General features: G+C 55.1%; 20 protein-coding genes. 13 read left to right on the top strand and 7 right to left on the bottom strand.

The features are described 5' to 3' along the window. Window positions 1–69: 69 nt before the first annotated feature. The 3 genes from entF to fes are packed head-to-tail and all read right to left on the bottom strand — an operon-like array spanning window position 70 to window position 5,420. Window positions 70–3,966, bottom strand: a complete 3,897-nt coding sequence (gene entF / locus AL479_RS16015) for an enterobactin non-ribosomal peptide synthetase EntF (protein WP_105291770.1) — start codon at window positions 3,964–3,966, stop codon at window positions 70–72. Continuing rightward, a complete protein-coding gene (locus AL479_RS16010) occupies window positions 3,963–4,181 on the bottom strand; it encodes an MbtH family protein (protein WP_061076784.1) in 219 nt (72 codons plus the stop codon). Before AL479_RS16010 ends, entF begins: the two co-directional genes overlap by 4 nt. A gap of 30 nt (window positions 4,182–4,211) precedes the next feature. Then, the gene (fes, locus tag AL479_RS16005; RefSeq protein WP_071887642.1) at window positions 4,212–5,420 is read right to left on the bottom strand and encodes an enterochelin esterase; all 1,209 of its coding nucleotides are present in this window, start codon (window positions 5,418–5,420) and stop codon (window positions 4,212–4,214) included. A 237-nt stretch (window positions 5,421–5,657) separates the two neighbouring features. Between fes and AL479_RS16000 the strand changes: the two genes are divergently transcribed. Then, window positions 5,658–7,931 (top strand): TonB-dependent siderophore receptor, encoded by a 2,274-nt coding sequence (locus tag AL479_RS16000; protein ID WP_061076783.1) that lies wholly within the window; start codon window positions 5,658–5,660, stop codon window positions 7,929–7,931. Window positions 7,932–7,976: 45 nt separating this feature from the next. After that, window positions 7,977–8,600 carry an enterobactin synthase subunit EntD gene (entD, locus tag AL479_RS15995; protein ID WP_061076782.1) on the top strand — a complete coding sequence of 208 codons (624 nt, stop codon included), beginning with the start codon at window positions 7,977–7,979 and terminating at the stop codon, window positions 8,598–8,600. Window positions 8,601–8,603: 3 nt separating this feature from the next. Here the strand turns inward: entD and AL479_RS15990 are convergent, their stop codons facing one another. Together AL479_RS15990 and AL479_RS15985 are read right to left on the bottom strand one after the other, a co-directional pair. Then, entirely contained in the window at window positions 8,604–9,539 is a 936-nt protein-coding gene (locus AL479_RS15990; protein WP_061076781.1) for a transketolase family protein, read from the bottom strand. Continuing rightward, window positions 9,532–10,362 (bottom strand): transketolase, encoded by an 831-nt coding sequence (locus AL479_RS15985; RefSeq protein ID WP_061076780.1) that lies wholly within the window; start codon window positions 10,360–10,362, stop codon window positions 9,532–9,534. Before AL479_RS15985 ends, AL479_RS15990 begins: the two co-directional genes overlap by 8 nt. Before the next feature lie 361 nt (window positions 10,363–10,723). On the opposite strand from AL479_RS15985, the gene AL479_RS15980 reads away from it, so the two are divergent. From AL479_RS15980 to AL479_RS15945, 8 genes are all read left to right on the top strand, one after another. Then, the gene (locus AL479_RS15980; RefSeq protein WP_061076779.1) at window positions 10,724–11,674 is read left to right on the top strand and encodes a sugar-binding transcriptional regulator; all 951 of its coding nucleotides are present in this window, start codon (window positions 10,724–10,726) and stop codon (window positions 11,672–11,674) included. A gap of 348 nt (window positions 11,675–12,022) precedes the next feature. After that, window positions 12,023–13,543, top strand: a complete 1,521-nt coding sequence (locus AL479_RS15975; protein WP_061076778.1) for an FGGY family carbohydrate kinase — start codon at window positions 12,023–12,025, stop codon at window positions 13,541–13,543. Between the two features lie 138 nt (window positions 13,544–13,681). Further along, on the top strand, window positions 13,682–14,617 hold the full coding sequence (locus AL479_RS15970; protein WP_061076777.1) for a D-ribose ABC transporter substrate-binding protein: 936 nt from the start codon (window positions 13,682–13,684) through the stop codon (window positions 14,615–14,617). 43 nt (window positions 14,618–14,660) lie between these two features. Beyond that, the gene (locus tag AL479_RS15965; RefSeq protein ID WP_061076776.1) at window positions 14,661–15,281 is read left to right on the top strand and encodes a DUF2291 family protein; all 621 of its coding nucleotides are present in this window, start codon (window positions 14,661–14,663) and stop codon (window positions 15,279–15,281) included. 1 nt (window position 15,282) lies between these two features. After that, window positions 15,283–16,827 carry a sugar ABC transporter ATP-binding protein gene (locus AL479_RS15960; protein ID WP_061076775.1) on the top strand — a complete coding sequence of 515 codons (1,545 nt, stop codon included), beginning with the start codon at window positions 15,283–15,285 and terminating at the stop codon, window positions 16,825–16,827. Between the two features lie 17 nt (window positions 16,828–16,844). Beyond that, the gene (locus AL479_RS15955) at window positions 16,845–17,912 is read left to right on the top strand and encodes an ABC transporter permease (RefSeq protein ID WP_061076774.1); all 1,068 of its coding nucleotides are present in this window, start codon (window positions 16,845–16,847) and stop codon (window positions 17,910–17,912) included. 53 nt (window positions 17,913–17,965) lie between these two features. Beyond that, window positions 17,966–18,763 carry an SDR family oxidoreductase gene (locus AL479_RS15950; protein WP_061076773.1) on the top strand — a complete coding sequence of 266 codons (798 nt, stop codon included), beginning with the start codon at window positions 17,966–17,968 and terminating at the stop codon, window positions 18,761–18,763. Window positions 18,764–18,798: 35 nt separating this feature from the next. Continuing rightward, the gene (locus AL479_RS15945; protein ID WP_061076772.1) at window positions 18,799–19,584 is read left to right on the top strand and encodes an SDR family oxidoreductase; all 786 of its coding nucleotides are present in this window, start codon (window positions 18,799–18,801) and stop codon (window positions 19,582–19,584) included. Window positions 19,585–19,692: 108 nt separating this feature from the next. Here the strand turns inward: AL479_RS15945 and AL479_RS15940 are convergent, their stop codons facing one another. Then, on the bottom strand, window positions 19,693–19,845 hold the full coding sequence (locus AL479_RS15940; RefSeq protein WP_046477188.1) for a Hok/Gef family protein: 153 nt from the start codon (window positions 19,843–19,845) through the stop codon (window positions 19,693–19,695). Window positions 19,846–20,071: 226 nt separating this feature from the next. Next, window positions 20,072–22,105, bottom strand: a complete 2,034-nt coding sequence (locus AL479_RS15930) for a choline transporter (RefSeq protein ID WP_061076771.1) — start codon at window positions 22,103–22,105, stop codon at window positions 20,072–20,074. A gap of 127 nt (window positions 22,106–22,232) precedes the next feature. On the opposite strand from AL479_RS15930, the gene betI reads away from it, so the two are divergent. From betI to betA, 3 genes are read left to right on the top strand one after another with little or no spacing between them, the layout of a single operon-like run. Next, window positions 22,233–22,823 carry a transcriptional regulator BetI gene (gene betI, locus AL479_RS15920; protein ID WP_061076770.1) on the top strand — a complete coding sequence of 197 codons (591 nt, stop codon included), beginning with the start codon at window positions 22,233–22,235 and terminating at the stop codon, window positions 22,821–22,823. Window positions 22,824–22,840: 17 nt separating this feature from the next. Then, the gene (gene betB, locus AL479_RS15915) at window positions 22,841–24,313 is read left to right on the top strand and encodes a betaine-aldehyde dehydrogenase (RefSeq protein ID WP_061076769.1); all 1,473 of its coding nucleotides are present in this window, start codon (window positions 22,841–22,843) and stop codon (window positions 24,311–24,313) included. Window positions 24,314–24,326: 13 nt separating this feature from the next. Beyond that, window positions 24,327–26,003 (top strand): choline dehydrogenase, encoded by a 1,677-nt coding sequence (gene betA, locus AL479_RS15910; RefSeq protein WP_061076768.1) that lies wholly within the window; start codon window positions 24,327–24,329, stop codon window positions 26,001–26,003. The last annotated feature ends 31 nt before the right edge of the window (window positions 26,004–26,034 follow it).

Raw genomic sequence — 26,034 nt, 5'->3', positions numbered from 1 at the left:
ATCACAATAAAAAATCCCCCGTAACAATGACGCGTTGTTACGGGGGACAAATAACTGGCTCAGTATTAATCAATCACGGTTATATTTATTACAACACCCGGCGATGATTGGACCAATATTTTCAAAGGCTGACGGAGAGATAATCTCCACATGTGCACAGTCCTGGCGATACACCTCCAGCTCCGCGATCCACGGCGCCCAACTGCGCTCCGGACTTACGCCTTCCGGCAGGGTGCGCTCGGCAACAAACAGCGTCGCGCGCCCATCAAAGGGAACGCTGTGCGCGCTGGTCAGTAAGCGAACCGCATCAGCGTAGTTCCCTTCAATAGTGCTAAACAATTCGCCAGAGGCGTTCCCCTGCTGCGCGGCCAGAAAGGCTTCCCGCTCGCGGTCAATTTCTGCCAGTACTTCCGGGTCGAGTCCATTGGCCTCTTTTTCTGACCAGTTCTGCGTTTCCGGCGGCCAGGTATCTAGCAGGCCGAGGAAGGCGACGGTTTCACCCCGCGCCCGCAGGCGTGCGGCAATACCGTGCGCCAGCGTGCCACCAAGAGAATAGCCCAGCAGGTAATACGGACCGTGCGGTTGTTGTTTAAGGAGCATCGCCAGATGGTGTTCGCAGACCGCGTCCAGATCGGCTGCCGTCTGCATCGGCCCTTGCGGACGCGGCGACTGGATACCGGTAATGGACCATTGCGGACTGAGATAGCGCGACAGTACGCTAAACTGCCAGGCAAATCCTGATGCCGGATGGAAACAAAATAGCGTTGGGCCGTCGCTTTTGCGTAACGGCAGCAGCGTTTCAAACCCCAGACGCTGTACCTGTGCGTCATCATCCGCATCCAGCAGCGCCGCCAGTTGCGCTACCGTCGAGGCCACCATGACCTGCCCCGGCGTCACCTGACGGGTGACGGTCCGGCTCAGTTGCGCCGCCAGCTTCATGGCCAGTAGCGAATGGCCGCCCAGCGCAAAGAAATCGGCCTCAACGTCGTTGACGTCACAGCCCAGCAGCTCACTGAATGCCTTCGCCACCGTTGTTTCACTGCCCGGCTGTGGGGCTCTTCCTTTGGCTCGCGACGTTAATTCCGGCATCGGTAGCGCTTTACGATCCAGCTTACCGTTGGCGCTGAGCGGCAGTTGCGCCAGCTGCAGCAACACCACTGGCACCATATGCGGCGGGAGCTTTTCCCGCAGTTGTGCCTGGAGCGCGGGGATATCAAGCGGAAGTCCTGACTGCGAGACCAGATACCCCACCAACTGGCGGGCATCGCCCCCTGTTGCCGCCGCCTGATTAAAGACGCAGGCGTGAACCACCGCCTGTTCAACATCAGGCAACGCCTGCATCACACGATCGATCTCGCCCAGTTCGATACGCTGACCGCGGATCTTGAGCTGATCGTCACTGCGTCCCAGATACTCCACCGCACCGTTATCCAGCCAGCGCGCAACGTCTCCGGTACGGTACATTCGCTCTCCCGGCGCAAACGGATCGGCGATAAACCGACTCGCCGTGAGGTCCGGCCTGCCAAGATAGCCCTGTGCGAGTTGGATACCGGTCAGATAGAGATCGCCCGCCACGCCAACAGGAACCGGATGCATCATCGCATCCAGGATCCGCAACCCGGTATTCCATACCGGGAAACCAATCGGTACGCTGCTGCCAGTGACGTTTGCCAGTTCATCGCCCCAGGCCGGATACCAGCTGACATCAACCGCCGCCTCCGTTGGGCCGTACAAATTATGTAACGGGGCATGCGTCAGCCGTTCCCATTCACGACATAAATCAGCAGGTAAGGCTTCGCCGCTGCAAAAGACATGCTTTAACGTTGCGCAGCTTTCACCGGCACTCTCTGGCGTCAGTGAGGCGACGAATGCCGCCAGCATCGATGGCACAAAGTGGGTCGTTGTCACCTCGTAGTGGGCAAAGAAGCGCTGCATGGCCAGCGGATCGCGATGCGCTTCCGGTTCCGCCATCACCAGCTTCGCCCCGGCGATAAACGGCCAGAAGAATTCCCACACCGAGACGTCAAAGCTGCACGGTGTTTTTTGCGCCACGACGTCCTTCGCCGTCAGCCCATACTGGTTTTGCATCCACAGCAGACGGTTAACGATGGCGGTTTGCCCGACCATCACCCCTTTCGGTCTGCCCGTTGAACCAGAAGTAAAGATGATGTACGCCGTATGCTGCGGTTGCGATAACCCCAGCGGCGCGCTATCGCCTGCCGACAGCGGTTCACTATAGCAGAGGCTTTCCAGCCCCGGAATATCGCTAAAGCGTGGTAACTGTTCTGCTGTGGTGATCAGCAGTTTCGGCTGCGCGTCTTCCAGCATCATTCGCAGACGATCGTCCGGATAACCGGTATCTAATGGCAGCCAGGCCGCACCGGCCTCAACAATCCCGTGCAACGCCAGCGTCAGAAATACGGAGCGCGGTAAGGCCACCGCGACGCTATCACCCGGCTGCACACCGTGTTCTCGCAGCATACCGGCGAGCGCCACCACCTGTTCGCGCATTTCGCGGTAGCTGAAATCATAGCGGGCATCCGCCAGCGCGGGCGCGTCCGGCGTTCTGCTCGCCTGTTCCGCCACCAGCGCACTGAGCGTCGTGGACGGGATCTCAACCGCCGTGGCGTTGACCTGCGCAATCTGCTGATATTCAGCAGGAAGCAGCAGATCGGCATCACCACAGCACAGGGCTGGATTAGCGGCAAACTGTTCGATCAGCGCCATCAGACGCAACGCATGCTGTTTGAGCGTGGCTTCATCATAACGTTGTTGGTTGGCGAGAAGCTCAATGCTCAGTCCGCCTTCTTCATCCGGGAACAGCGCCAGTTCAAGATCGTTAACCGGTCCCGTCGCCAGCGTATGGGTTTGCGCCGTGACACCCGGGATCTCCAGTTGATAGTCGAAGACTTTGACGTTAAGCACCGGGCCAAAAAGCGGATCTTCTCCGGCCGCCCGGCCGCTGTCGCGGACGATTTGCTCCGCATCATAGCGCTGATGACGGCGCATTTTCTTAAGCTGAGCGGACAACCGTTTTGCCAGTTCTGGCAGTTTTTCTGCAGCATCAATACGCACGCCCAGCGGTAACACGTTGAGCACGGGGCCGGTGGCGGTCAGCGCCGCCGAGCCCATGCGGCGCATAAAGATAAAGCCTGCCGCGTATTCCATCCGGCTGCACAGTCGTCCCAGCCAGAGCGCTACCAGCGCCAGCGCCAGATCGGTTCGCTGCACGTCAGGCAGTTGTGCCGCCAAGTGGCGAAACGCGCCTTCCGGGGCGTTAAGCTTCATGCGGTAAATGTCAGACGTCGCCGCCCGCCCCGGCAGCGGTGCGGGTGAAAGCGACGCTGGCGGCGGAAGCTGTTTGCGCTGCTCGGCCCAGAACGCGCCATCGCGTTGCCAGGCCTCACTCTGACGATACTGCTGATACTCTTCCACCACCTCAGCAAACGGCGTGAAGGGTGAGTCAGGCGTCGCGTCCCCCCGGAGCCATGCGCTGTAAATTGCCGCTATCTGGCGGGTAATCGCCGGGAAACTGAAACCATCGACCAGTAAATGATGATAGCGCTGATACCAGTACCACTGGTCGTCACCAACCTGGAACAACTGATGATGTACCAGCGGCTTGCCGCCATCGACGCGCAGATTTTGCTGCAGGTCGGCCTGCATCAGCGCCAGCGCGGCATCATGCGGGTTCGCCGCGCTGCGGAGATCGCAAATCTGCGGTTCAGCAAACGTAAAAGCGTCATCGACCCATTGCCAGACGTCGCCGTTATCCTCGGTAAAACGCATCCGTAAGGTATCAGCCTGCTGTAAACCGGTGACGACTGCGCGCGCCAGTCGTTGCGCATCCAGTTCACCGGTTAACACCACATAATGTGCGACGCTCCAGGCGGAAGGTAATGTGGAGAGTTTTTCCGCCATCCAGATGCCAGGCTGTGCGGCAACAAGCGGTAAACGAGGGCTCATTGCGCCTCCTGCGAAACGGCGTAATAACCGGGAATTAACGTGGTCCAGTGACGCGCCAGCCACTGCTGGCAAGCTTCCTGAGACTGCGGTTCGCATACCATCTGCCAGCCAGTAGGTAATGCGCAATGCTGCGGCCAGAGGCTAAACTGTTGTTGCGAATTTTGCAGAATGTAGAACTGTCCCTGCGGGTTATCGAAGGGATTACTGAATTCCATACTCAACTCCTGTCGTGGAAAATCGTTCGCTCAGAGCAGCGGCTTCCAGAGGTCGATCAACCCCTGCGTCAGGCCACCACGCCAGCAAAGCGCATCATGTCCGCCGTCAACCTGACGCCAGAAAACCGACTGCTGTGTCGTCTGTAGTTGTGTGTAGAGCGCCTGGTTCGCGCGAAAGATAACCGGCTCGCGGACTCCCGCCTCGAGGACAATCCGCAATCCCTTTGCGGACAGCGTACCGGTGCGAAGTTGTTCAATAATCAGCCCGTTCTGTTGACCGCCGCGATGGGGCCACCAGTAAGAACCGGACTGGCTGAGCACGCAGCCAAAGCGCTGCGGCCAGTGCAACCCGGCAAACAGCGATGACAACCCGCCAAAACTTTGCCCTGCAACGACCGTGCGCTCAGGACGATCGCTGAATGGCGCAACGCGCCGGACCTGCGGCAATAACTCGTGTTGCACCGCCAGCCAGAAATCCGCGTTGCAGGGAAGTTCACGGCTGCGGTGTGTGGTATCAATGGCATCAATAAGCAGATAAACCGCTGCTGGCAGTTGCCCCCGCTGAGTGAGTGAAGTGAGCGCTGGCCAGACGGGCATGCTCTGCGCCCAGAATTGCCCATCGAGGAGAACCGCCAGGGGGCGATCATCCGGCTGCGCATCACCAGTCGTAAAGACCCATACCCGACGCGTATTGCCCAGACGCACGCTGTTCCAGTGCAGAACCACCGGCGATGACACTGGCGTTTGTGGGGAGTCCCAGCCCGGTTGTGCAGGGGCCTGCGGCATCTCAAGCGCCGACACGGCGTGCCCTCGCCCTCCTTTCCAGCTCACCGGATTAAGCGGATCGGCAATCGCCTGTGGCAACAGTTGCCGCCAGCCTTCGCGCAATGCCGTGCGATCCAACACGCCATCAGCCTTCAACGAGGCAAACGACTCGTCCCGCGTTGAGGGAATAAAACAATAACTGCCGCGCCAGTTAGCGCTTAATACAGTCTGCCACTGCCAGACATCCGTTCCGGCAATACGCTGCATCGTCTGAGGAAAGACATTCTGGTGATGATCGGTAACGCCAGTGATGTATACCCAGACGCGCTGAATGGCTGAGTGAAACTCACTCCCCTGCGGATCGCGCCACCAGAAGGTCACCCGGTAATTTCCGTCTGCTTCACGCGTCCATTGCGGACCGTTTTTTGACTGCCACCAGGCCTCACTGCCTACCGTTAACGCCGTCACCGTCATAACCTCATGTTTATTGTGATTTTTTTCATTGTTTGATGAAATATATTGATAATATTATTGATAACTATTTGCATTTGCAATAGCGTATTGACGCGCCGTGGGAAGCGCGAACAGTTTTTAACCAACCGCGCTGCGGGCTTTTCTGGAACGGAGGGTTTTCGCAGAGGCGGGCGACATCGGGCCGGATACCGATCTCAGGTGTCTGGTACACGTGGCTAAAGAAAAGCAGGAAATACAATGAACAAGAAGATTCATTCCCTGGCCTTATTGGTCAACTTAGGGATTTACGGGGTAGCGCTGCCCGCAATGGCAGAAGAAACCGCTGATAGCACCGCCGTCTCTCATGAAGATACTATTGTGGTTACCGCCGCCCAGCAGAACTTGCAGGCTCCTGGCGTGTCGACTATCACCGCAGATGAAATTCGCAAAAACCCTCCCGCTCGCGACGTCTCTGAAATCATTCGTACCATGCCTGGCGTTAACCTGACCGGTAACTCGACCAGCGGCCAGCGCGGCAATAACCGTCAGATTGATATTCGTGGGATGGGGCCAGAAAACACCCTGATCCTGATCGACGGTAAACCGGTGACCAGTCGTAACTCCGTGCGCCTCGGCTGGCGCGGTGAGCGCGATACCCGTGGCGATACGTCATGGGTGCCGCCGGAGATGATCGAACGCATTGAAGTCCTGCGCGGGCCTGCTGCCGCACGTTACGGTAACGGCGCCGCCGGTGGCGTGGTGAATATCATCACCAAAAAGGGCAGCAACGAGTGGCACGGCTCCTGGAATACCTATTTCAACGCACCGGAACACAAAGAGGAAGGCGCGACCAAACGCACTAACTTTACCCTCAACGGTCCGTTGGGCGGGGATTTCAGCTTCCGCCTGTTCGGTAACCTGGATAAAACGCAGGCCGATGCGCGTAACATCAACCAGGGCCATCAGTCTGAACGTACCGGCACCTATGCCGACACGCTGCCAGCCGGTCGTGAAGGCGTCATCAACAAGGACATTAACGGTGTGGTGCGCTGGGACTTCGCGCCGATGCAGTCGATTGAACTGGAAGCCGGTTACAGCCGTCAGGGTAACCTGTATGCCGGGGACACGCAGAACACCAATACCAACCAGTTGGTGAAAGATAACTACGGCGAAGAGACCAACCGTCTCTACCGTCAGAACTACTCGCTGACCTGGAACGGCGGTTGGGATAACGGCGTCACCACCACCAACTGGGTGCAGTACGAACATACCCGTAACTCCCGTACGCCGGAAGGTCTGGCGGGCGGTACTGAAGGGATCTTCGACCCGAAAGCGTCACAGAAATATGTTGATGCCGACCTGAACGACGTCACGCTGCACAGTGAAATCAGCATGCCGTTCGATTTGCTGGTTAACCAGAACCTGACGCTGGGTACTGAATGGACCCAGCAGCGCATGAAGGACATGCTCTCCAACTCGCAAACCTTTATGGGCGGTGATATTCCAGGCTCCAGCAGCACCGACCGCAGCCCTTATTCAAAAGCAGAAATTTTCTCGCTGTTCGCTGAGAACAACATGGAGCTGACCGACAGCACCATGCTAACGCCGGGCCTGCGTTTCGATCACCACAGCATCGTGGGCGACAACTGGAGCCCATCGCTGAACCTGTCACAGGGCCTGGGCGATGACTTCACTCTGAAGATGGGCATTGCGCGGGCGTATAAAGCGCCAAGCCTGTATCAGACCAACCCGAACTACATTTTGTACAGTAAAGGCCAGGGCTGCTATGCCACGGGTGCCGCGACCGGCATCGGCTGTTACATGATGGGTAACGACGATCTGAAAGCAGAAACCAGCATCAACAAAGAGATTGGCCTTGAGTTCAAACGTGATGGCTGGCTGGCAGGTGTGACCTGGTTCCGCAACGATTATCGCAATAAGATCGAGGCCGGTACGGTACCGATGGACCGCACATCGATTACCAACAAAGGCAAAACCACCTACACCGATATCTATCAGTGGGAGAACGTGCCTAAAGCGGTCGTGGAAGGGCTGGAAGGGACGCTGAACGTACCGGTTAGCAACACCGTTAACTGGACCAACAACATCACTTACATGCTGCAGAGTAAAAACAAAGAGACCGGCGAACGCCTGTCGATTATTCCAGAGTACACGCTGAACTCAACGTTGAGCTGGCAGGTACATCAGGATGTTTCTCTGCAATCCACCTTTACCTGGTACGGCAAACAAGAGCCGAAGAAATACGATTACCAGGGTAAACCGGTGACCGGTTCGGATAAACAGTCCATCAGCCCGTACAGCATCGTGGGTCTGAGCGCGACCTGGGACGTGACCAATAATGTCAGCCTGACCGGCGGCGTGGATAACGTCTTCGACAAGCGTCTGTGGCGTGAAGGTAATGCGCAAACGACCGGTAGCACGACCGATGTCTCTTATATGCGTGGCGCAGGTGCGTACACCTATAATGAACCGGGTCGTACGTGGTACATGAGCGTTAACACACACTTCTGATGCCCTCTTCCCTCCTCCATTCGGAGGAGGGATTTTGATGACGCGATGCAGACAACCCACTTCCCTCTGATTCTGGCGCACCATACGTTGCAATGTGTGACGTTCGAGCCGGACACCTTCCACGAGCACGATCTGCTGTGGCTTCCTCATCATGCGCAACTGGCACGAGCCGGGCGTAAACGTAAAGCCGAACACCTGGCCGGTCGTATTGCCGCCGTTCATGCGCTACGCGAGTGGGGTCATAAAAACGTACCGGGAATCGGTGAACAACGACAACCGTTATGGCCACATGGTCTGTTCGGCAGCATCAGCCATGGCGCCACTACCGCTCTGGCGGTGGTTTCCCGCCAGCCAGTAGGCGTCGATATAGAAACGATTTTCACACCGCAGACGGCGGCTGAGCTGGCAAGCAGTATCGTCACTGAAACAGAAAAAGTTCGATTGGCAGGAAGCGGATTACGCTTTGAACAGGCGCTCACACTGGCATTTTCCGCCAAAGAGAGCGCCTTTAAGGCAACCCCGGAACGCTCGCAGGCAGGCTGCGGATTCATGCACTATCACATTCTCGACGTTCAACATAACCAGATAAGGCTACAGGCCTTCGACCAGATCTGGCGTGTGCAGTGGCTCGTAAAAGATAGCCATGTCATTACCGTGGCAACGGGTTAGCCCTTACAGCATCGCCCGGGCCTGAGCCGCAATCGACTGTGCATCGAAACCGTGGTGCTGGCGCATCCAGCCGCGATCTGCTGCCGCAGCATATTCACCATCCGGGATACCTAAGCGCTTCAGAACTGCAGCCGTGCCGCCTTCCGCCAGGACTTCCGCCACCAGGCTTCCCAGCCCACCGTTGATATTATGTTCTTCAACGGTGATCACCGCTTTGCAGCCTTTCAGTGCCGCTAACAGGGCTTTGGTATCGCACGGACGAATGGACGGTACACTCACCACCGTCGCCTGAATACCGGAGTCGGCTAACAACGCGGCCGCATCAACAATTTCGTGAACAGTTGAGCCCGTCGCCACCAGCGCCAACGTGTCGCCTTCACGTAAAGTCACCACGGCCCCCGGAACAAAGCGATAGCTCTCGTCATGCAACTCCGGAAGCGCCTTTCCGTCCATACGAATATACACCGGCCCCTGATAGCCAATGGCATAGTCAATGATCTGCCGACATTCTCGCGGTGAAGAAGGGGCGAAAATCTGGATATTGCCAAACCCACGCATAATAGCGATATCGTCGATCGCATGGTGCGTGCTCGCCAGCGGGCCATAGCTGGCTCCCGCGTTCAGACCAAACAGCTTCACGTTGGTATTGTTGTAGCAGACATCAACTTTAATTTGCTCATTAGCACGGGAAATCAGGAAAGGTGCCGCGTTACAGGTGACCGCAACCTTGCCACCGAGCGCAAGCCCTGCCGCTGTCCCGACCATACTTTGTTCGGCAATCCCCACGTTGACCAGTCTGTCCGGATACTGCTTAATGAAGGGGCCAATTTTCGCGGTGGAGGTTGAGTCCGCCACGACCGGCACCAGATCAACGCCATTTTCTACCGCATCGATAAACGCCTGAACCATGACGTTCGCGAGGTGTTCTGCATTACTCATCTTTCAACTCCTCCAGAGCCAGTTCAATCTCTTCACCTTTCGGCACCCGGTGGTGCCACTCAGGACGCCCCTGGATAAACGAGATACCCGCGCCTTTTGTGGTATTGGCAATCACGACGTTAGGTTTCCCTTCCTGTTTCAGTCCTTCCAGCGTACTGACGACCGACGCCATATCATTTCCCTGGCATTCGGTAACCTGCATGCCGAAGGCGCGCCATTTATCCGCGAGCGGATCGGTATTCATGATTTCACGCGTGGGTCCAGCCAACTGGAGATTATTCTTGTCATTAATGATCACCAGGTTATCGAGTCCATAATGCGCCGCCGCGAGCGCAGCCTCCCAGTTGCTGCCTTCAGCCAGTTCACCATCGCCGGTAATTAAAAAGATGCGGCGGGCACTGTTGCTTTTCTTCGCTGCCAGCGCCAGTCCCACCGCAACAGGCAAACCGTGGCCCAGCGCGCCAGTGTTCAGTTCAATACCCGGCGTTTTCTGGCGTACCGGGTGACCCGGAAGATGGGAGTTGGCGTGCTGGTATGTGCTCAGCCAGTCAACCGGGAAAAAACCGGCCTCCGCCAGAACACAGTAGTAGCAACCTACCGCGTGGCCTTTGGACTGGATATAGATGTCCCGATCCTCATCGGCGATACGATCCGGAGCGACATTCAAAATACGGAAATAGAGTGCGGTGAGCAGTTCAACCTGAGACAGATCCGCACCGGTATGCCCTCCTGCTGGGCTGTAGGCGTTTAATTTAACGATGTGACGGCGCACCGCTCGCGCTGTGCGCTCAAGAGTCTGGATATCATAGTGCCAGGGATTCATTTAACACCTCTGAATTTATTTTCAATATGGAATATTTATTCCATCAGGGACTAAAAAAACCAGAAATCCCTTTGCTTCGCATCAAACGGCTTACGCCACGACATCTTACCCAGGAACATTCTGCCTCCTCACCGCGACCACATTAACGTCGGGAATAATCAGTTGACCTGAAATCACCATGAATATATATTCACAAATGATTCTTTATTCAATTATGCAACCACATTTCCGTATTTGTCCATCCCTGTTTTTGAGGATTGGTTAAAGTTAGAGCTTTATCACACTTACCTGCCTTTTGTTTTCGCGTATGATAAAAGTCTCTAAGATAATGGCTGTACGTAAATGATTTTCGGGGAAATATATGGCTAAGCAGGATGAACAACGGCTATTGGTTAAAATCGCCACCCTTTACTATCTTGAAGGACGTAAACAGTCCGATATTGCTCAACTTCTCTCGCTTTCTCAGTCGTTTATCTCCCGAGCCATCACCCGCTGTCAGAAAGAAGGGGTGGTAAAAATCAGCGTCGTACAGCCCTCAAATATCTTCCTGAATCTTGAAAAAGGGATCGAAGATCGTTACGGACTCAAACAGGCAATCGTGGTGGATACCGAAGACGATGCTACGGACCACAGCATCAAACGCGCCATCGGTTCCGCCGCCGCCCACTATCTTGAAACTCGCCTGCGGCCCAAAGATCTGGTGGGCGTCTCCTCGTGGAGCTCAACCATCCGGGCGATGGTTGACGAAGTGCATACCCAGAATCTGAAAGCGGGTGGCGTGATCCAACTCCTCGGCGGTGTCGGACCAAACGGCAATGTGCAGGCGACTATTTTGACCCAGACGCTGGCGCAACATCTTAACTGCGAGGCCTGGCTGCTCCCTTCACAAAGCATTGAGGGGTCGGTTGAGGAGAAAAATCGTCTGATCGCCAGCAAGGATGTCGCTGAGGTGATCTCGCGTTTCGATAATGTCGATATCGCCATTGTGGGGGTGGGCATTCTGGAGCCGTCCCAGTTGCTTAAGACGTCAGGTAACTACTACCACGAAGATATGTTACAGGTCCTGGCCGATCGCGGCGCGGTGGGAGATATCTGCCTGCACTACTACGACAAAAACGGTGAACCGGTTTTACAGGATGATGAAGATCCGGTCATTGGCATGGCGCTCGATAAAGTCAAAAAATGCCCCAACGTGGTAGCGCTGGCGGGGGGAACAGACAAAGTTGCCGCCATCAAAGGGGCGCTGAACGGTGGTTATATCGACGTGTTGATCACTGATTATCCTACCGCGCGGATGCTAGTCACTGCCTGAGCCCTCTCTCTCTTCGGTCTTTGCGTAAAACGGACTCAACGCAAAGATCGTATAAAAATCCCTATATTTCAATAAACTGAAAGGATTCACCTCTGCGTTAATTTCGTACAAACCTGATATTCTTCCCGTTGTGTAAGTGTGATTCCCAGCACAATTGATGATTTTTTCTATAGCCCAACTGAAAGATTCTGGCTAAGGTATTAAATAAATAATCAGTATCGAATATATATTCAAGACATTAAAAATACACAATGTCACAAACAAGCCTGATTAAGTAAAGACGCGACAGTAAGGGAGCCCTCTTCCCTTCAACGCCGGGACGCAATGTGACTCAGGAGATAATCATCTATGTGTGCAGCAACGAAAGAGTTCATCATTGCGCTGGATGAAGGTACCACCAACGCAAAAGCCGTAGCACTGGACGCACAGGGTCAGGTGATCGCCAAATTTTCTCAACCGCTGGCTATTCAGACGCCGCGAGAAGGTTGGGTTGAGCAATCCGGTGAGGTATTGATTGATGCCTCACTCGATGTGATTGCGAAAGCGATCAATCATGTTGGTGCTGACAACGTCGCAGCCCTGGCGATCAGTAATCAGCGTGAAACCGCCATTGGCTGGTATCGCCAGACGGGCAAACCGTTGAATTCCGCCATCACCTGGCAGTGCACACGCAGTGCGGCGTACTGTGAAGAACTGCGCCACGAAAACAAAGAACACCTGATCAAAACCACCACCGGCCTGCCGATTGCACCGCTTTTTTCCGCCTCTAAAATGCGCTGGCTGCTGGAGTCGGTAGCCGATGGCCCGCAGCTCGCGGCCCAGGGGAAAATCTGTCTGGGCACTATCGACAGTTGGTTGCTGTGGAATTTAACCGGCGGTGAGGCCTTCTGCTGCGACTACTCCAACGCAGCCCGCACCCAGTTGCTCAATCTGCACACCGGGCAGTGGGATGACACCATGCTGGAACTGTTCCACATCCCTCGCGCCGCATTACCGGAAATTAAGCCCTCCAGTGGATTATTTGGCTATACCCGTGGCCTGAGCGGCATTCCGGATGGCATCCCGGTGATGTCGATGGTCGGCGACTCGCACGCCGCGCTGTTTGGTCACGCCCTCGGCGAGATGGGGTGTGTCAAAGCCACTTACGGCACCGGGTCCTCCGTGATGGCGCCGGTGACCTCAGCCCAGTGCGATATTGGCGCACTGGCGACCACCATTGCCTGGCACGATGGTGAGAACATCATTTATGGCCTGGAAGGGAACATTCCACACACCGGGGATGCGGTAGCGTGGATGGCAGATAGCACCGGGTTAAGCGAACTCACTGACGCCGAACTGGCTCATGAGCTTAATACGCTTCCCGCTTCCGTTGAATCAACCCTGGGCGTGTACTTCGTCCCGGCATTAACCGGACTCGGCGCGCCCTGGTGGGATGACAGCGCGCGCGGCGTGATCTGCGGACTCAGTCGCGGCGTCAAACGCGCTCATCTGATCCGCGCCGCCCTGGAGTCGATCACCTATCAAATCGCCGATGTAGTGGTCGCCATGCAACAGCATGAGGACTTTAGCTTGTCGGCACTAATGGTCGACGGCGGCCCAACAAAGAATGACTGGTTAATGCAATACCAGGCAGACCTGCTGGGTTGCCCGGTGATGCGCAGTGATGTGCCTGAGTTGTCGGCCATTGGCGCCGCGTTACTGGCGCGCAAAGCGCTCCATCCTGGCTCGCTCACTGATTTAAAAGCCTTTTTAACCGTACATAGCGCATTTCAGCCTGATATGGCCCGCCATCATCGCCTGCAAAAAAGATGGCAAGAGTGGCGCAATGCGGTGAACAGAACACGATGGAAACCGGCCCCGTCCGCCTGACGCCTCACCAGGGAAGATGCGTGACGCCCCTACTCATTAACAAAAGGAGAACTCCGGACCATTAGCCCTGTTTACAAGAATTCATGCTTTACGTTGTTTCACCGTACCCGACAATAACAACACAGAGAGAACATTGTCATGAAATTACGTTTAACGCTGTTAACCGCTGCAACCCTGACTGCTTTGTCTTTTTCTGCCCATGCGGCAGAAAAAGGGACAATTATGATTATGGTGAATTCACTGGATAATCCGTATTACGCGTCGGAAGCCAAAGGTGCCAGTGAAAAAGCCCAGGAGTTAGGCTACAAAACCACAATTTTGTCGCACAGCGAAGATGTCAAAAAACAGAATGAATTGATTGATACCGCTATCGGCAAAAAAGTTCAGGGTATCGTTCTGGATAATGCGGATTCAACGGCCAGCGTTGCCGCCATTGAAAAAGCGAAAAAAGCCGGTATTCCCGTCATATTAATCAACCGCGAAATTCCCGTTGATGATGTGGCGCTGGTGCAAATTACCCATAATAACTTCCAGGCCGGTTCTGAAGTTGCCAACGTTTTCGTTGAGAAAATGGGGGAGAAAGGGAAATACGCCGAGCTGACCTGTAACCTCGCCGATAATAACTGTGTTACCCGTTCAAAATCCTTCCACCAGGTTATTGACCAATTCCCGGATATGGTCAGCGTTGCCAGACAGGATGCCAAAGGGACGCTTATCGACGGTAAGCGAATTATGGACAGTATTCTGCAAGCTCACCCGGATGTGAAAGGCGTCATCTGCGGTAATGGTCCTGTTGCGCTGGGCGCTATCGCTGCGTTGAAAGCCGCAAATCGCAATGACGTTGTGGTCGTCGGCATTGACGGCAGCAACGATGAGCGCGATGCGGTGAAAGCCGGCACCTTGCAGGCCACCGTCATGCTGCAGGCTCAGGCGATCGCCGCACAGGGCGTAACCGATCTGGATAACTACCTGCAAAAAGGGGTGAAACCAGAGAAACAGCGGGTCATGTTCCGCGGCATTCTCATCACCAAAGATAACGCAGATAAAGTACAGGATTTCAATATCAAGTCCTGATCTCGGGTAGTTGCGCCTCTCCGGAGGCGCAGAGGAGAACATTATGTCTAAAAAAGCCTGGCTGGCGCTGGTCGTATTGACTGTGGGCGGATGCCGCATTGTCTCGCAGCAGGAGCTTGCGGATCTCAAATCTCCGCCAAATCCTCATATGGCCAATATAGACCAGACGTGGCAAAACAAAATTGTGCCGCAAATTGTTGGGCAGGCTCGTCCGGTGGCAGATTTAATCACTGCTTTACAGGCCGAGAAAGACTTCGACAGCGCCTGTAAAAAACTGGGCTATCGTTCTCAGGAAGAGAATCCCTGCATCTTTTACGTCAAGGTTGAAGGCAACATTGGCACAATCGATACCGCCTCCCGCAGCGGAAAGATGACCGTCGCAGATAAAAGCGGCAGCAATATTATTGTTCAGATTGGTCCAACGCTACGCGGTACACAATTACGTGATGCCTATAAAGGGGCGACTTACGGTGATTTTAACGACCAGGTGTTATTTGGCGAGTATGGACGCGCCATTAACGACCAGGCGATAAAAATGATTCAGGCGGCCCAACTTAAAACCGGTGAAGCCACGCAAGTGTATGGCGTATTTTCCGCCTGGGATATTCCTCAGACAATCCCTGATATTACGCCCGCAAAAATTGCGCCTGCAGGAGGACAATAACATGCAACAGCAAGATATCGTCGCTCCCCAACCCGTCGAATCAGAAGTCATTATCGAAACCCGCAGCCTGTCTCGTGTCTATCCTGGCGTGGTGGCATTAGATAACGTCAATTATCGGGTATATCGGAATAAAGTGAATGTTCTGATCGGAGAAAATGGTGCGGGTAAATCCACCATGATGAAAATGCTTGCTGGTGTCGAAACCCCATCCTCCGGTGAAATTTTTCTGGATGGTACGTCTGTTTCGATGAATTCGACGCATCAGGCTGAAAAATTGGGTATTAGTATTATTTTTCAGGAGTTGAATTTATTCCCGAATATGAACGTCATGGACAATATTTTCATGGCGAATGAGTTTTTTCAGAAAGGGAAAATTAACGAAAAATACCAGTACGCGCTGGCACAAAGTCTGCTAAAGCGACTGGAACTGGATGTTGATCCCTACACGCCCTTAGAAGAGCTGGGGATCGGCCACCAACAACTGGTCGAGATTGCCCGCGCGCTCTCAAAAGATACGCGCGTCTTAATCATGGATGAACCCACCTCTGCGCTGAGCCAGTCTGAAGTCAAAATCCTGTTCAACGTGATTGAGCAACTCAAACGACGCGGCGTCACCATTATCTATATTTCCCATCGGCTGGAAGAGCTGATGGAAATTGGTGACTACATCACGATTTTCCGTGACGGTCGCTTTATCAGCGAGCGTCCGGTCAGTGATGCCAGCATTCCGTGGATCATCGAACAGATGGTGGGCGATAAGAAAAAACACTTCGATTATCAACCGGCTCCGCAAGGCAATACGGTTCTCGACGTGCAGGGACTGACCGCGCTCCATTCCAGCGGCGGCTATAAACTCAATGACGTGTCGTTTAGCCTGAATAAAGGCGAGGTAATTGGGATCTACGGTCTGCTGGGTGCCGGACGCACCGAGCTGTTCAAAGGACTGGTGGGCCTGATGCCCTGCCAGAGCGGGAGCGTTCAACTGAACGGTGAGTGTATCGATAAAGCCCACTTCCAGTCTCGACTTAAGAAAGGGCTGGCGCTGGTGCCAGAAGATAGACAGGGCGAAGGCGTCGTTCAGATGATGTCGATTCAATCCAATATGACGCTCTCTGACCTCAGCCTGCAGGGTTTTCGTCGAGCCTGGAAGTGGCTCAATCCACAAAAAGAGCAGGTCAGCGTGAAGGAGATGATTCAGCAACTTGCCATCAAAGTCAGCGATCCCGAATTGCCCATCACCTCACTCAGCGGTGGAAACCAGCAAAAAGTGGTGCTGGGTAAAGCATTGATGACGCAGCCGCAGGTGGTGTTTCTCGATGAGCCGACCCGTGGCATCGACGTCGGGGCGAAAACCGACGTGTATCACCTTATCGGCAGAATGGCGCAACAAGGGCTGGCTGTGATGTTCTCTTCATCAGAGCTGGACGAAGTGATGGCGCTGGCGGACCGTATTCTGGTGATGGCGGATGGCCGGATCACCGCTGATGTCCCCCGTCATGCAGTCACCCGCGAGAAGTTGATCGCGGCTTCTACACCGCAAGATTAATCAGGCTGGAATCCATCATGAACCAGAAATATATGATTTACATGTACCTGCTGAAGGCCAGAACGTTTATCGCGCTACTGCTGGTCATCGCATTCTTCAGCGTGATGGTACCGAATTTCCTGACCACATCTAACCTGCTGATTATGACCCAGCACGTTGCGATTACCGGCTTACTGGCAATTGGGATGACGCTGGTGATCCTCACCGGTGGCATTGATCTGTCGGTCGGCGCCGTTGCAGGCATCTGCGGCATGGTGGCGGGAGCGTTACTCACCAATGGCTTGCCCATCTGGGGCGGTAACATCATCTTCTTCAACGTACCGGAAGTGATCCTCTGTGTCGCCATCTTCGGCGTTCTCGTCGGGTTCGTAAATGGCGCCGTCATCACCCGCTTTGGTGTTGCGCCTTTCATCTGTACCCTCGGCATGATGTACGTTGCCAGGGGATCTGCCCTGCTGTTTAACGACGGTAGCACCTACCCCAACCTTAACGGTATGGAAGCGCTGGGAAATACCGGTTTTGCTACTCTGGGTTCCGGCACGCTGCTCGGGATTTACCTGCCAATCTGGTTAATGATTGCCTTCCTGGTGCTGGGCTACTGGATCACCACCAAAACTCCGCTTGGCCGCTATATCTACGCGATCGGCGGTAACGAATCCGCGGCGCGTCTGGCCGGTGTGCCGATCGTCAAAGCGAAAATTTTCGTGTACGCCTTCTCCGGGTTGTGCGCTGCCTTTGTTGGGTTGATTGTCGCGTCTCAGCTACAAACATCGCACCCGATGACCGGCAACATGTTTGAGATGGACGCCATCGGCGCCACCGTCCTGGGCGGAACCGCGCTCGCTGGCGGTCGCGGACGGGTATCCGGTTCCATCATCGGGGCCTTCGTCATCGTCTTTCTGGCCGATGGCATGGTGATGATGGGCGTCAGTGATTTCTGGCAGATGGTCATTAAAGGTGTCGTGATCGTCACCGCCGTGGTTGTCGACCAGTTCCAGCAAAAGCTACAGAACAAAGTCATTCTGATGCGTCGTCATGAAGAAAAACAGACGACAGCACCCTCAACAAATACCGTATCCAGTTAAGTAGCATCACTCCGCCGGGCATCGCGTGTCCGGCTTATACAGGGGAAAGAAATATGCAACGTGATTTTCATGGTAAGACGGTCGTCATCACCGGAGCATGCCGGGGGATTGGCGCAGGTATCGCTGAACGTTTCGCCCGGGACGGCGCAAACCTGGTGATGGTCTCCAACGCTGAGCGCGTTCACGAAACGGCAGAGCAACTGCGCCAGCGCTACCAGGCTGATATTTTATCATTGCAGGTTGATGTCACTAACGAAGAGCAAGTACAGGCGTTGTATGAACAAGCCGCTGTGCGCTTTGGTACGATTGACGTCTCCATCCAGAACGCTGGCGTAATCACCATCGATTACTTTGACCGGATGCCAAAAGCAGATTTTGAAAAAACCCTTACCGTCAATACCACGGGGGTGTGGCTCTGCTGTCGGGAAGCGGCGAAATATATGGTGAAACAGAACCACGGTTGCCTGATTAATACCTCTTCCGGTCAGGGACGTCAGGGCTTCATTTACACCCCACACTACGCCGCCAGCAAAATGGGTGTGATTGGTATCACGCAGAGCCTGGCGCATGAACTGGCCCCGTGGAACATTACTGTCAACGCCTTCTGTCCAGGGATCATCGAAAGCGAAATGTGGGATTACAACGACCGCGTCTGGGGCGAGATCCTCAGTACCGATGAAAAACGCTATGGCAAAGGTGAACTGATGGCGGAGTGGGTAAAGGGCATCCCCATGAAACGCGCGGGTAAACCTGAAGATGTCGCCGGACTGGTCGCCTTCCTTGCCTCTGACGATGCGCGCTATCTTACCGGACAAACCATCAACATTGATGGTGGCCTGATTATGTCGTAATACCCGACAGGGTATTTGTGAAGAGAGTTATCACTATGATCGCAAAAGATTTTGCTCAACAACTGTTTAATCTGCAAGGACGCGTCGCTTTCGTCACAGGCGCGGGTAGCGGCATCGGTCAGACCATTGCCTGGGCACTTGCCAGCGCGGGTGCACGGGTTGTCTGTTTTGATCTACGCGAAGACGGCGGACTGAAAGATACGGTCAATCATGTTGAAGCGATTGGCGGCCAGGCGGCACTCTATACGGGAGATGTTCGTCAGCTTAATGACCTTCGCGCCGCCGTTGCCCTGACCAAAGAACGGTTTGGTCGTCTGGATATCGCGGTCAACGCCGCCGGTATTGCCAACGCCAACCCGGCGCTGGAAATGGAAAGCGAACAGTGGCAGCGCGTTATCGACATCAACCTCACGGGCGTGTGGAACTCCTGTAAGGCCGAAGCGGAACTGATGCTGGAATCTGGCGGCGGCTCGATCATCAACATCGCCTCGATGTCCGGGATCATCGTCAACCGTGGCCTTGAACAGGCGCATTACAACAGCTCTAAAGCGGGGGTGATTCACCTCTCGAAGAGCCTGGCGATGGAATGGATTGAGAAAGGCATTCGCGTCAACTCAATCAGCCCGGGATACACCGCCACGCCGATGAACACCCGTCCTGAAATGGTTCATCAGACGCGTGAATTTGAGAGCCAGACGCCGATCCAGCGCATGGCAAAAGTGGAAGAGATGGCAGGTCCGGCGCTATTCCTCGCCAGCGATGCAGCCTCGTTTTGCACCGGCGTCGATCTCGTTGTTGATGGCGGATTTATCTGCTGGTAAACCGAAATTCGCCCGCAGCCATGACTGACTGCGGGCGATGGATAAAGCGGGCGCCGTCTCATCCAGACCTGACAAGCGGATATGCGGGGATAACTCCCCGCATAACGGCTACTTCTTCGATTCGTAAGCGAGAACTGCCTTAAACTCAATACCACGCTCCCTGACGCTAAACTCACAGAGTGAGTCCCTCACCAGAAGCGTGAATCCCAGCACCGTAATACAGAGTGCGATGACTGCCATTAAGGCATATTTCGTCAGCATGTATTGCCTCCATGCGAAGAAGAGACTACCATCCGAATTGTTCAGGTTTGGAATGGTAGCCTCAAGGTTGATAGTACTGTCACCTTGGGGCTTTCTTCTTTCCAGACCTCAGCAATGGCCTGAAGCTGGACAGCATCAGGCACCCGCCGTTATCGTACTCTTCTTCTCACCCATCACTGTATATTTACACAGCTAAAGCGCATTTTCGGAAAACGTATAGAGTGTCCTACATACCCGGGAACAGCACGCCATTGCCTGGCGCTTCGCGATCCAGATGGATGAAATTCAGATGGCGTTCATACTGGTCGAGAATATCGGTAATCACCTGCTCTTTGCTGTAGTCCATCAGGTCATTGCCCTGACTGCCTTCCAGCAGGAAGGTCTCCAGACGGTAATAGGTCGATTTCCCGCTGCGTGCGCGATAGGTAAAACCCGGAATCGCATACTGCTGCGGCCAGATTTGGTAGATAAAGTTACGTTCATCCCCCATGTGCACCCGCAAATCAAGGTGCCCCAGGCTTTCGCCTTCTACCGGCGGCAGACTTTTCAGTTCTACGTGCGCACCACGCAGTGTTAACTCTTGCGCCACCTCTTCCATCGCCGGGAAACACACGTTTTCCATCATCTCGCGGGTGTAGCGTGTGCCGGGATAGTTCATCAGACGTGACAGACGTTTTTTCCAGCTCAACCGGTCCTGTACGCCCATTGGTCGCGGCGCCGTATTCCGGTTAGCACTCTCACGGCGATAATCTTCCACCTTCAGCGACTTATACAATCCCGCCATAATAAAGAAAATGACGAAGCTGAACGGTAGCCCCATGATCACCGTGGTGTTCTGCAAGGCTGAAATTCCGTTCGTCATCAGCATTCCCAGGGTCAGCAAACCGATCGCCACCGACCAGAAGACACGCAGCCATGACGGCGCATCGCTGTTGATATCTTTCAGCTTCGAGGTGAAATTTCCCAGCACCAGCGCGCCGGAATCCGCTGAGGTCACATAAAACAGCAGGCCCGTGATGGTCGCCACCGAGGCGCTGAAGGTAAACGCCGGATATTGCGCTAACAGGCTGTAGAATCCACGTTCCGGATGCGCCATCGCCTCCTGAGCAAAACCCGCATCGCCGTGGATAATTTCATACAGCGCGCTGTTGCCGAATACCGACAGCCACAGCAGCGTAAAGGTGAACGGAATAATCAACGTACCGAAGACAAACTGACGGATGGTGCGCCCACGTGAGATTCGCGCGAGGAACAGGCCAACAAACGGCGACCATGCCACCCACCACGCCCAGAAAAATAGCGTCCAGTTATTCATCCACTCAACCGGACGATCGAAGGCAAAGCTGTTGAGCGTCATCCCCATAAAGCGATTCACATAGTCGCCCACATTGAGCACCAGTGCGTTGAGCAGAAATGAGGTGTCGCCCATAAACAGAACAAAGAGGATCAGCCCCAACGCCAGCAGAACGTTAAGCTCTGAAAGTACGCGGATGCCCTTATCCACCCCGGACGTGACCGAAATCGTGGCGATCACCACTGACAAGACAATCAGTGCCGCTTTCGCCGCCATCGAATCCGGGATATCAAACAACACGCTCAGACCGTAGTTAAGCTGAACCACACCAATCCCCAGCGTCGTGGCGATACCAAAAATAGTACCGATAACAGCGGCGATATCGACGCTATGCCCAATCGGTCCGTTGATACGTTTACCAAAGATCGGATAGAGCGCAGAACGGATGGTCAGCGGCAGATTATAGCGATAGCTGAAATATCCCAGCGCCATGCCCATCAGGGCATACATTGACCAGCCGGTCAGACCGTAGTGAAAGAGCGTCCAGACCATCGACTGACGCGCCGCTTCAATGGTCTGCCCTGCCCCTTCCGGCGGCTGCATATATTGCGTCACCGGCTCCGCCACAGAGAAGAACATCAGGTCGATACCAATCCCGGCGGCGAAGAGCATAGCTGCCCAACTGAGCAGACTGAACTCCGGTTTCGATTGCTCCGGCCCGAGCTTTACCGAGCCAAAACGCGAGCAGGCAATGAAAACAACAAAGACAATGTACAGCGTGGCCGCCAGCAAATAGTACCAGCCAAACGTTTTTGAAACCCAGTTCAACGTCCGGCCAATCCAGACTGCGGAGAAATCACTAAAAAAGATGGTGGTCAGGGAAAACAACAAAATCAGCCCGGCGGACGTGTAGAAAACCACCGGATTGATTTTGTCCTTTTCTCTGCGCTGGGGAAGGTCTGACATCCAGTATCCTCACATTTTTTGTAACTATTAAAAATCAAATTCGCAACAATTAAGACACATTTTATATTGAACGTCCAATCAAAAACCGCTTTAATGGTGAAACAAAACTGATGAATGGAGTCCCAAAATGCCCAAACTGGGGATGCAGTCGATACGGCAGCGGCAGCTGATTGACGCCACGCTGGAAGCGATAAATGAAGTCGGGATGCACGATGCGACGATTGCGCAAATCTCCCGTCGTGCCGGTGTTTCTACCGGGATCATTAGCCATTACTTTAAGGATAAGAATGGATTGCTGGAGGCAACGATGCGCGACATCACCAGCCAGCTGCGTCATGCCGTTTTGCATCGACTCCATGCGCTACCGGGTGCGCGCGCCGAGTTGCGATTGCGCGCCATCGTGGCGGGAAACTTTGACGAGACCCAGATCAGCCACGCCGCAATGAAAGCCTGGCTGGCGTTCTGGGCCAGCAGCATGCACCAGCCGATGCTGTACCGCCTGCAGCAGGTCGCCAGTAAACGCCTGCTGTCAAATATCGTGGCCGAATTCAAACGCGAGCTACCGCGTGAACAGGCGCAGCAGGCGGGCTACGGATTAGCGGCGCTGATAGACGGGCTATGGCTGCGTGCTGCGCTAAGCGGTAAGCCGTTCAACCTCAGTCTCGCCCAGGCGCTGACCACCCATTTCATCAGTCAGCACTTACAAAAAAGTCACTGACTCACCGAGGAGAATGCATGTCCCGAATGGCAGAACAACAGCTTTACATTGATGGTGGCTATACTGCTGCCACCAGCGGTCGGACTTTCGAGACGATCAACCCTGCCAGCGGCGAGGTCCTGGCCACCGTACAGGCCGCAGGACGTGAGGATGTCGACCGCGCGGTGAAAAGCGCTCAGCGCGGACAAAAAATCTGGGCGGCGATGACCGCCATGGAACGCTCGCGCATTCTGCGCCGGGCAGTGGAGATTCTGCGCGAACGTAATGACGAACTGGCGACGCTGGAAACGCTGGATACCGGCAAACCGTTCAGCGAAACCGCCAGCATCGATATCGTCACCGGCGCAGACGTACTGGAATACTACGCCGGGTTGATTCCCGCGCTGGAAGGCAGCCAAATCCCGCTACGCGAGACCGCGTTTGTCTACACCCGTCGCGAGCCGCTGGGCGTCGTCGCCGGGATTGGCGCGTGGAACTACCCGATTCAAATCGCATTGTGGAAATCCGCACCAGCCCTGGCGGCAGGCAACGCGATGATCTTCAAACCCAGCGAAGTCACCCCGCTGACCGCCCTGAAACTGGCAGAAATCTACAGCGAAGCCGGCCTGCCGGACGGCGTCTTTAATGTCCTGCCGGGCGAGGGCGCGGAAACGGGCCACTATCTGACCGAACATCCGGGTATTGCCAAAGTTTCCTTCACCGGCGGCGTCGCCAGCGGCAAAAAAGTGATGGCGAACGCTGCCGCGTCCTCGCTCAAAGCGGTGACGATGGAACTGGGCGGGAAATCGCCGCTGATCGTTTTCGAGGATGCCAACGTCAACCTTGCCGCTGACATCGCGATGATGGCGAATTTCTACAGCTCCGGCCAGGTCTGCACCAACGGGACGCGCGTGTTTATTCCGGCACGGATGAAAAGCGCATTTGAGCAGACCATTTTATCCCGCGTGGCGCGGATCCGCGCAGGCGATCTGTTTGATTCAGCGACCAATTTTGGCCCGCTGGTCAGCTTCCCGCATCGCGAAAATGTCCTGCGCTATATCGAAAGCGGTAAAAACGAAGGCGCGACGCTGCTTTGCGGTGGCGATGTACTGAAGGGCAGCGCATTCGACCATGGCGCCTGGGTTGCCCCGACGGTGTTCACCGACTGCCGTGATGAGATGACCATCGTCCGCGAAGAGATCTTCGGCCCGGTCATGACAATTCTGACTTACGAGAGTGAAGACGAGGTTATTCGCCGCGCCAACGACACCGACTATGGTCTGGCCGCTGGCGTCGTCACCCAGGATCTCAATCGCGCGCATCGCGTCATTCACCAACTGGAAGCCGGGATCTGCTGGATCAACACCTGGGGGGAATCCCCCGCAGAAATGCCGGTTGGCGGCTACAAGCATTCCGGTATCGGGCGTGAAAACGGCGTGATGACGCTACAAAGCTATACCCAGGTGAAATCCATTCAGCTCGAGATGGCGCCATTCCAGTCTGTATTTTAAGCAGGAGGTTTCATTGCATTTTGACTATATCATTATTGGTGCCGGTTCTGCCGGCAACGTACTGGCAACACGACTGACAGAAGACAGCAATACCACCGTTCTGCTTTTGGAAGCGGGCGGCCCGGATTACCGTGCGGACTTCCGCACCCAGATGCCGGCGGCGCTGGCTTTCCCGTTGCAGGGGAAGCGCTATAACTGGGCATATGAGACCGAACCAGAACCGCATATGAACTATCGCCGCATGGAGTGCGGCCGCGGCAAAGGGCTGGGCGGATCCTCGCTGATTAATGGCATGTGCTACATCCGTGGCAATGCGCTGGATCTCGACCACTGGGCAGAAGAACCCGGACTTGAGCACTGGAGCTACCTCAACTGCCTGCCCTATTACCGCAAAGCGGAAACCCGCGATGTCGGCGCGAATGACTATCACGGCGGCGACGGCCCGGTCAGCGTGACCACCTCAAAATCGGGCGTGAACCCGCTGTTCGACGCGATGATCGAGGCGGGCGTCCAGGCGGGTTATCCGCGAACCGATGACCTGAACGGCTATCAGCAGGAAGGCTTTGGCCCGATGGACCGCACCGTCACGCCACAAGGGCGTCGCGCCAGCACGGCCAGAGGCTATCTGGATCAGGCGAAAAAACGGCCGAACCTTACCATCGTGACCCACGCGCTGACCGACCACATCATTTTTGACGGTAAAAAAGCGATCGGCGTGGAGTGGCTGGAAGGCGACAGTACAATCCCCGTCCGCGCGACGGCCCGGAAAGAGGTGCTGCTGTGCGCGGGCGCGATTGCTTCACCGCAGATCCTGCAACGCTCTGGCGTAGGCGATGCCGCGCTGTTAAAAGCGCATGCCATTCCGCTGGTTCACCATCTGCCAGGCGTCGGTGAAAACCTGCAGGATCATCTGGAAATGTACCTGCAGTATGCATGTAAAGAACCGGTCTCGCTCTACCCTGCTCTGCAGTGGTGGAATCAGCCGAAGATCGGCGCTGAATGGCTGTTTGGTGGTACTGGCGTCGGCGCCAGCAACCATTTTGAAGCGGGCGGATTTATTCGCAGCCGTGAAGCATTTCGCTGGCCGAACATTCAATACCATTTCCTGCCAGTGGCGATTAACTACAACGGTTCGAACGCGGTGAAAGAGCACGGTTTTCAGTGCCACGTTGGTTCGATGCGCTCGCCGAGTCGCGGTCATGTACAGATCAAGTCGCGCGATCCGCGCGAGCATCCGGCGATTCTGTTTAACTACATGTCGACAGAGCAGGACTGGCAGGAATTCCGCGATGCGATTCGCCTTACCCGTGAAATCATCAACCAGCCGGCGCTGGATAAATTCCGTGGACGAGAGATCAGTCCCGGCATTGACTGCCAGAGCGACGAACAGCTGGATGCGTTTGTTCGTAACCACGCGGAAACGGCGTTCCACCCCTGCGGCACCTGTAAAATGGGCTTTGATGAGATGGCCGTAGTCGATGGCGAAGGCAACGTGCACGGCGTGGAAAATTTACGCGTGGTGGATGCGTCGATCATGCCGCAAATTATCACCGGCAATCTGAATGCAACGACTATCATGATTGGCGAGAAAATTGCCGATGCCATTCGCGGTCGCGCGCCGCTGGCAAAAAGCACCGCACGCTATTACGTGGCGGGCGATGCGCCGGTACGTAAACCGGCACAGCGCTAAGGAGATTTCCGCTCTGGTAACAGAGCGGAAT

It is taken from the genome of Citrobacter amalonaticus, from assembly GCF_001559075.2.
GTDB classification, from domain to species: Bacteria; Pseudomonadota; Gammaproteobacteria; order Enterobacterales; family Enterobacteriaceae; genus Citrobacter_A; species Citrobacter_A amalonaticus_F.
This window is presented reverse-complemented; position numbering and strand designations above follow the sequence as displayed.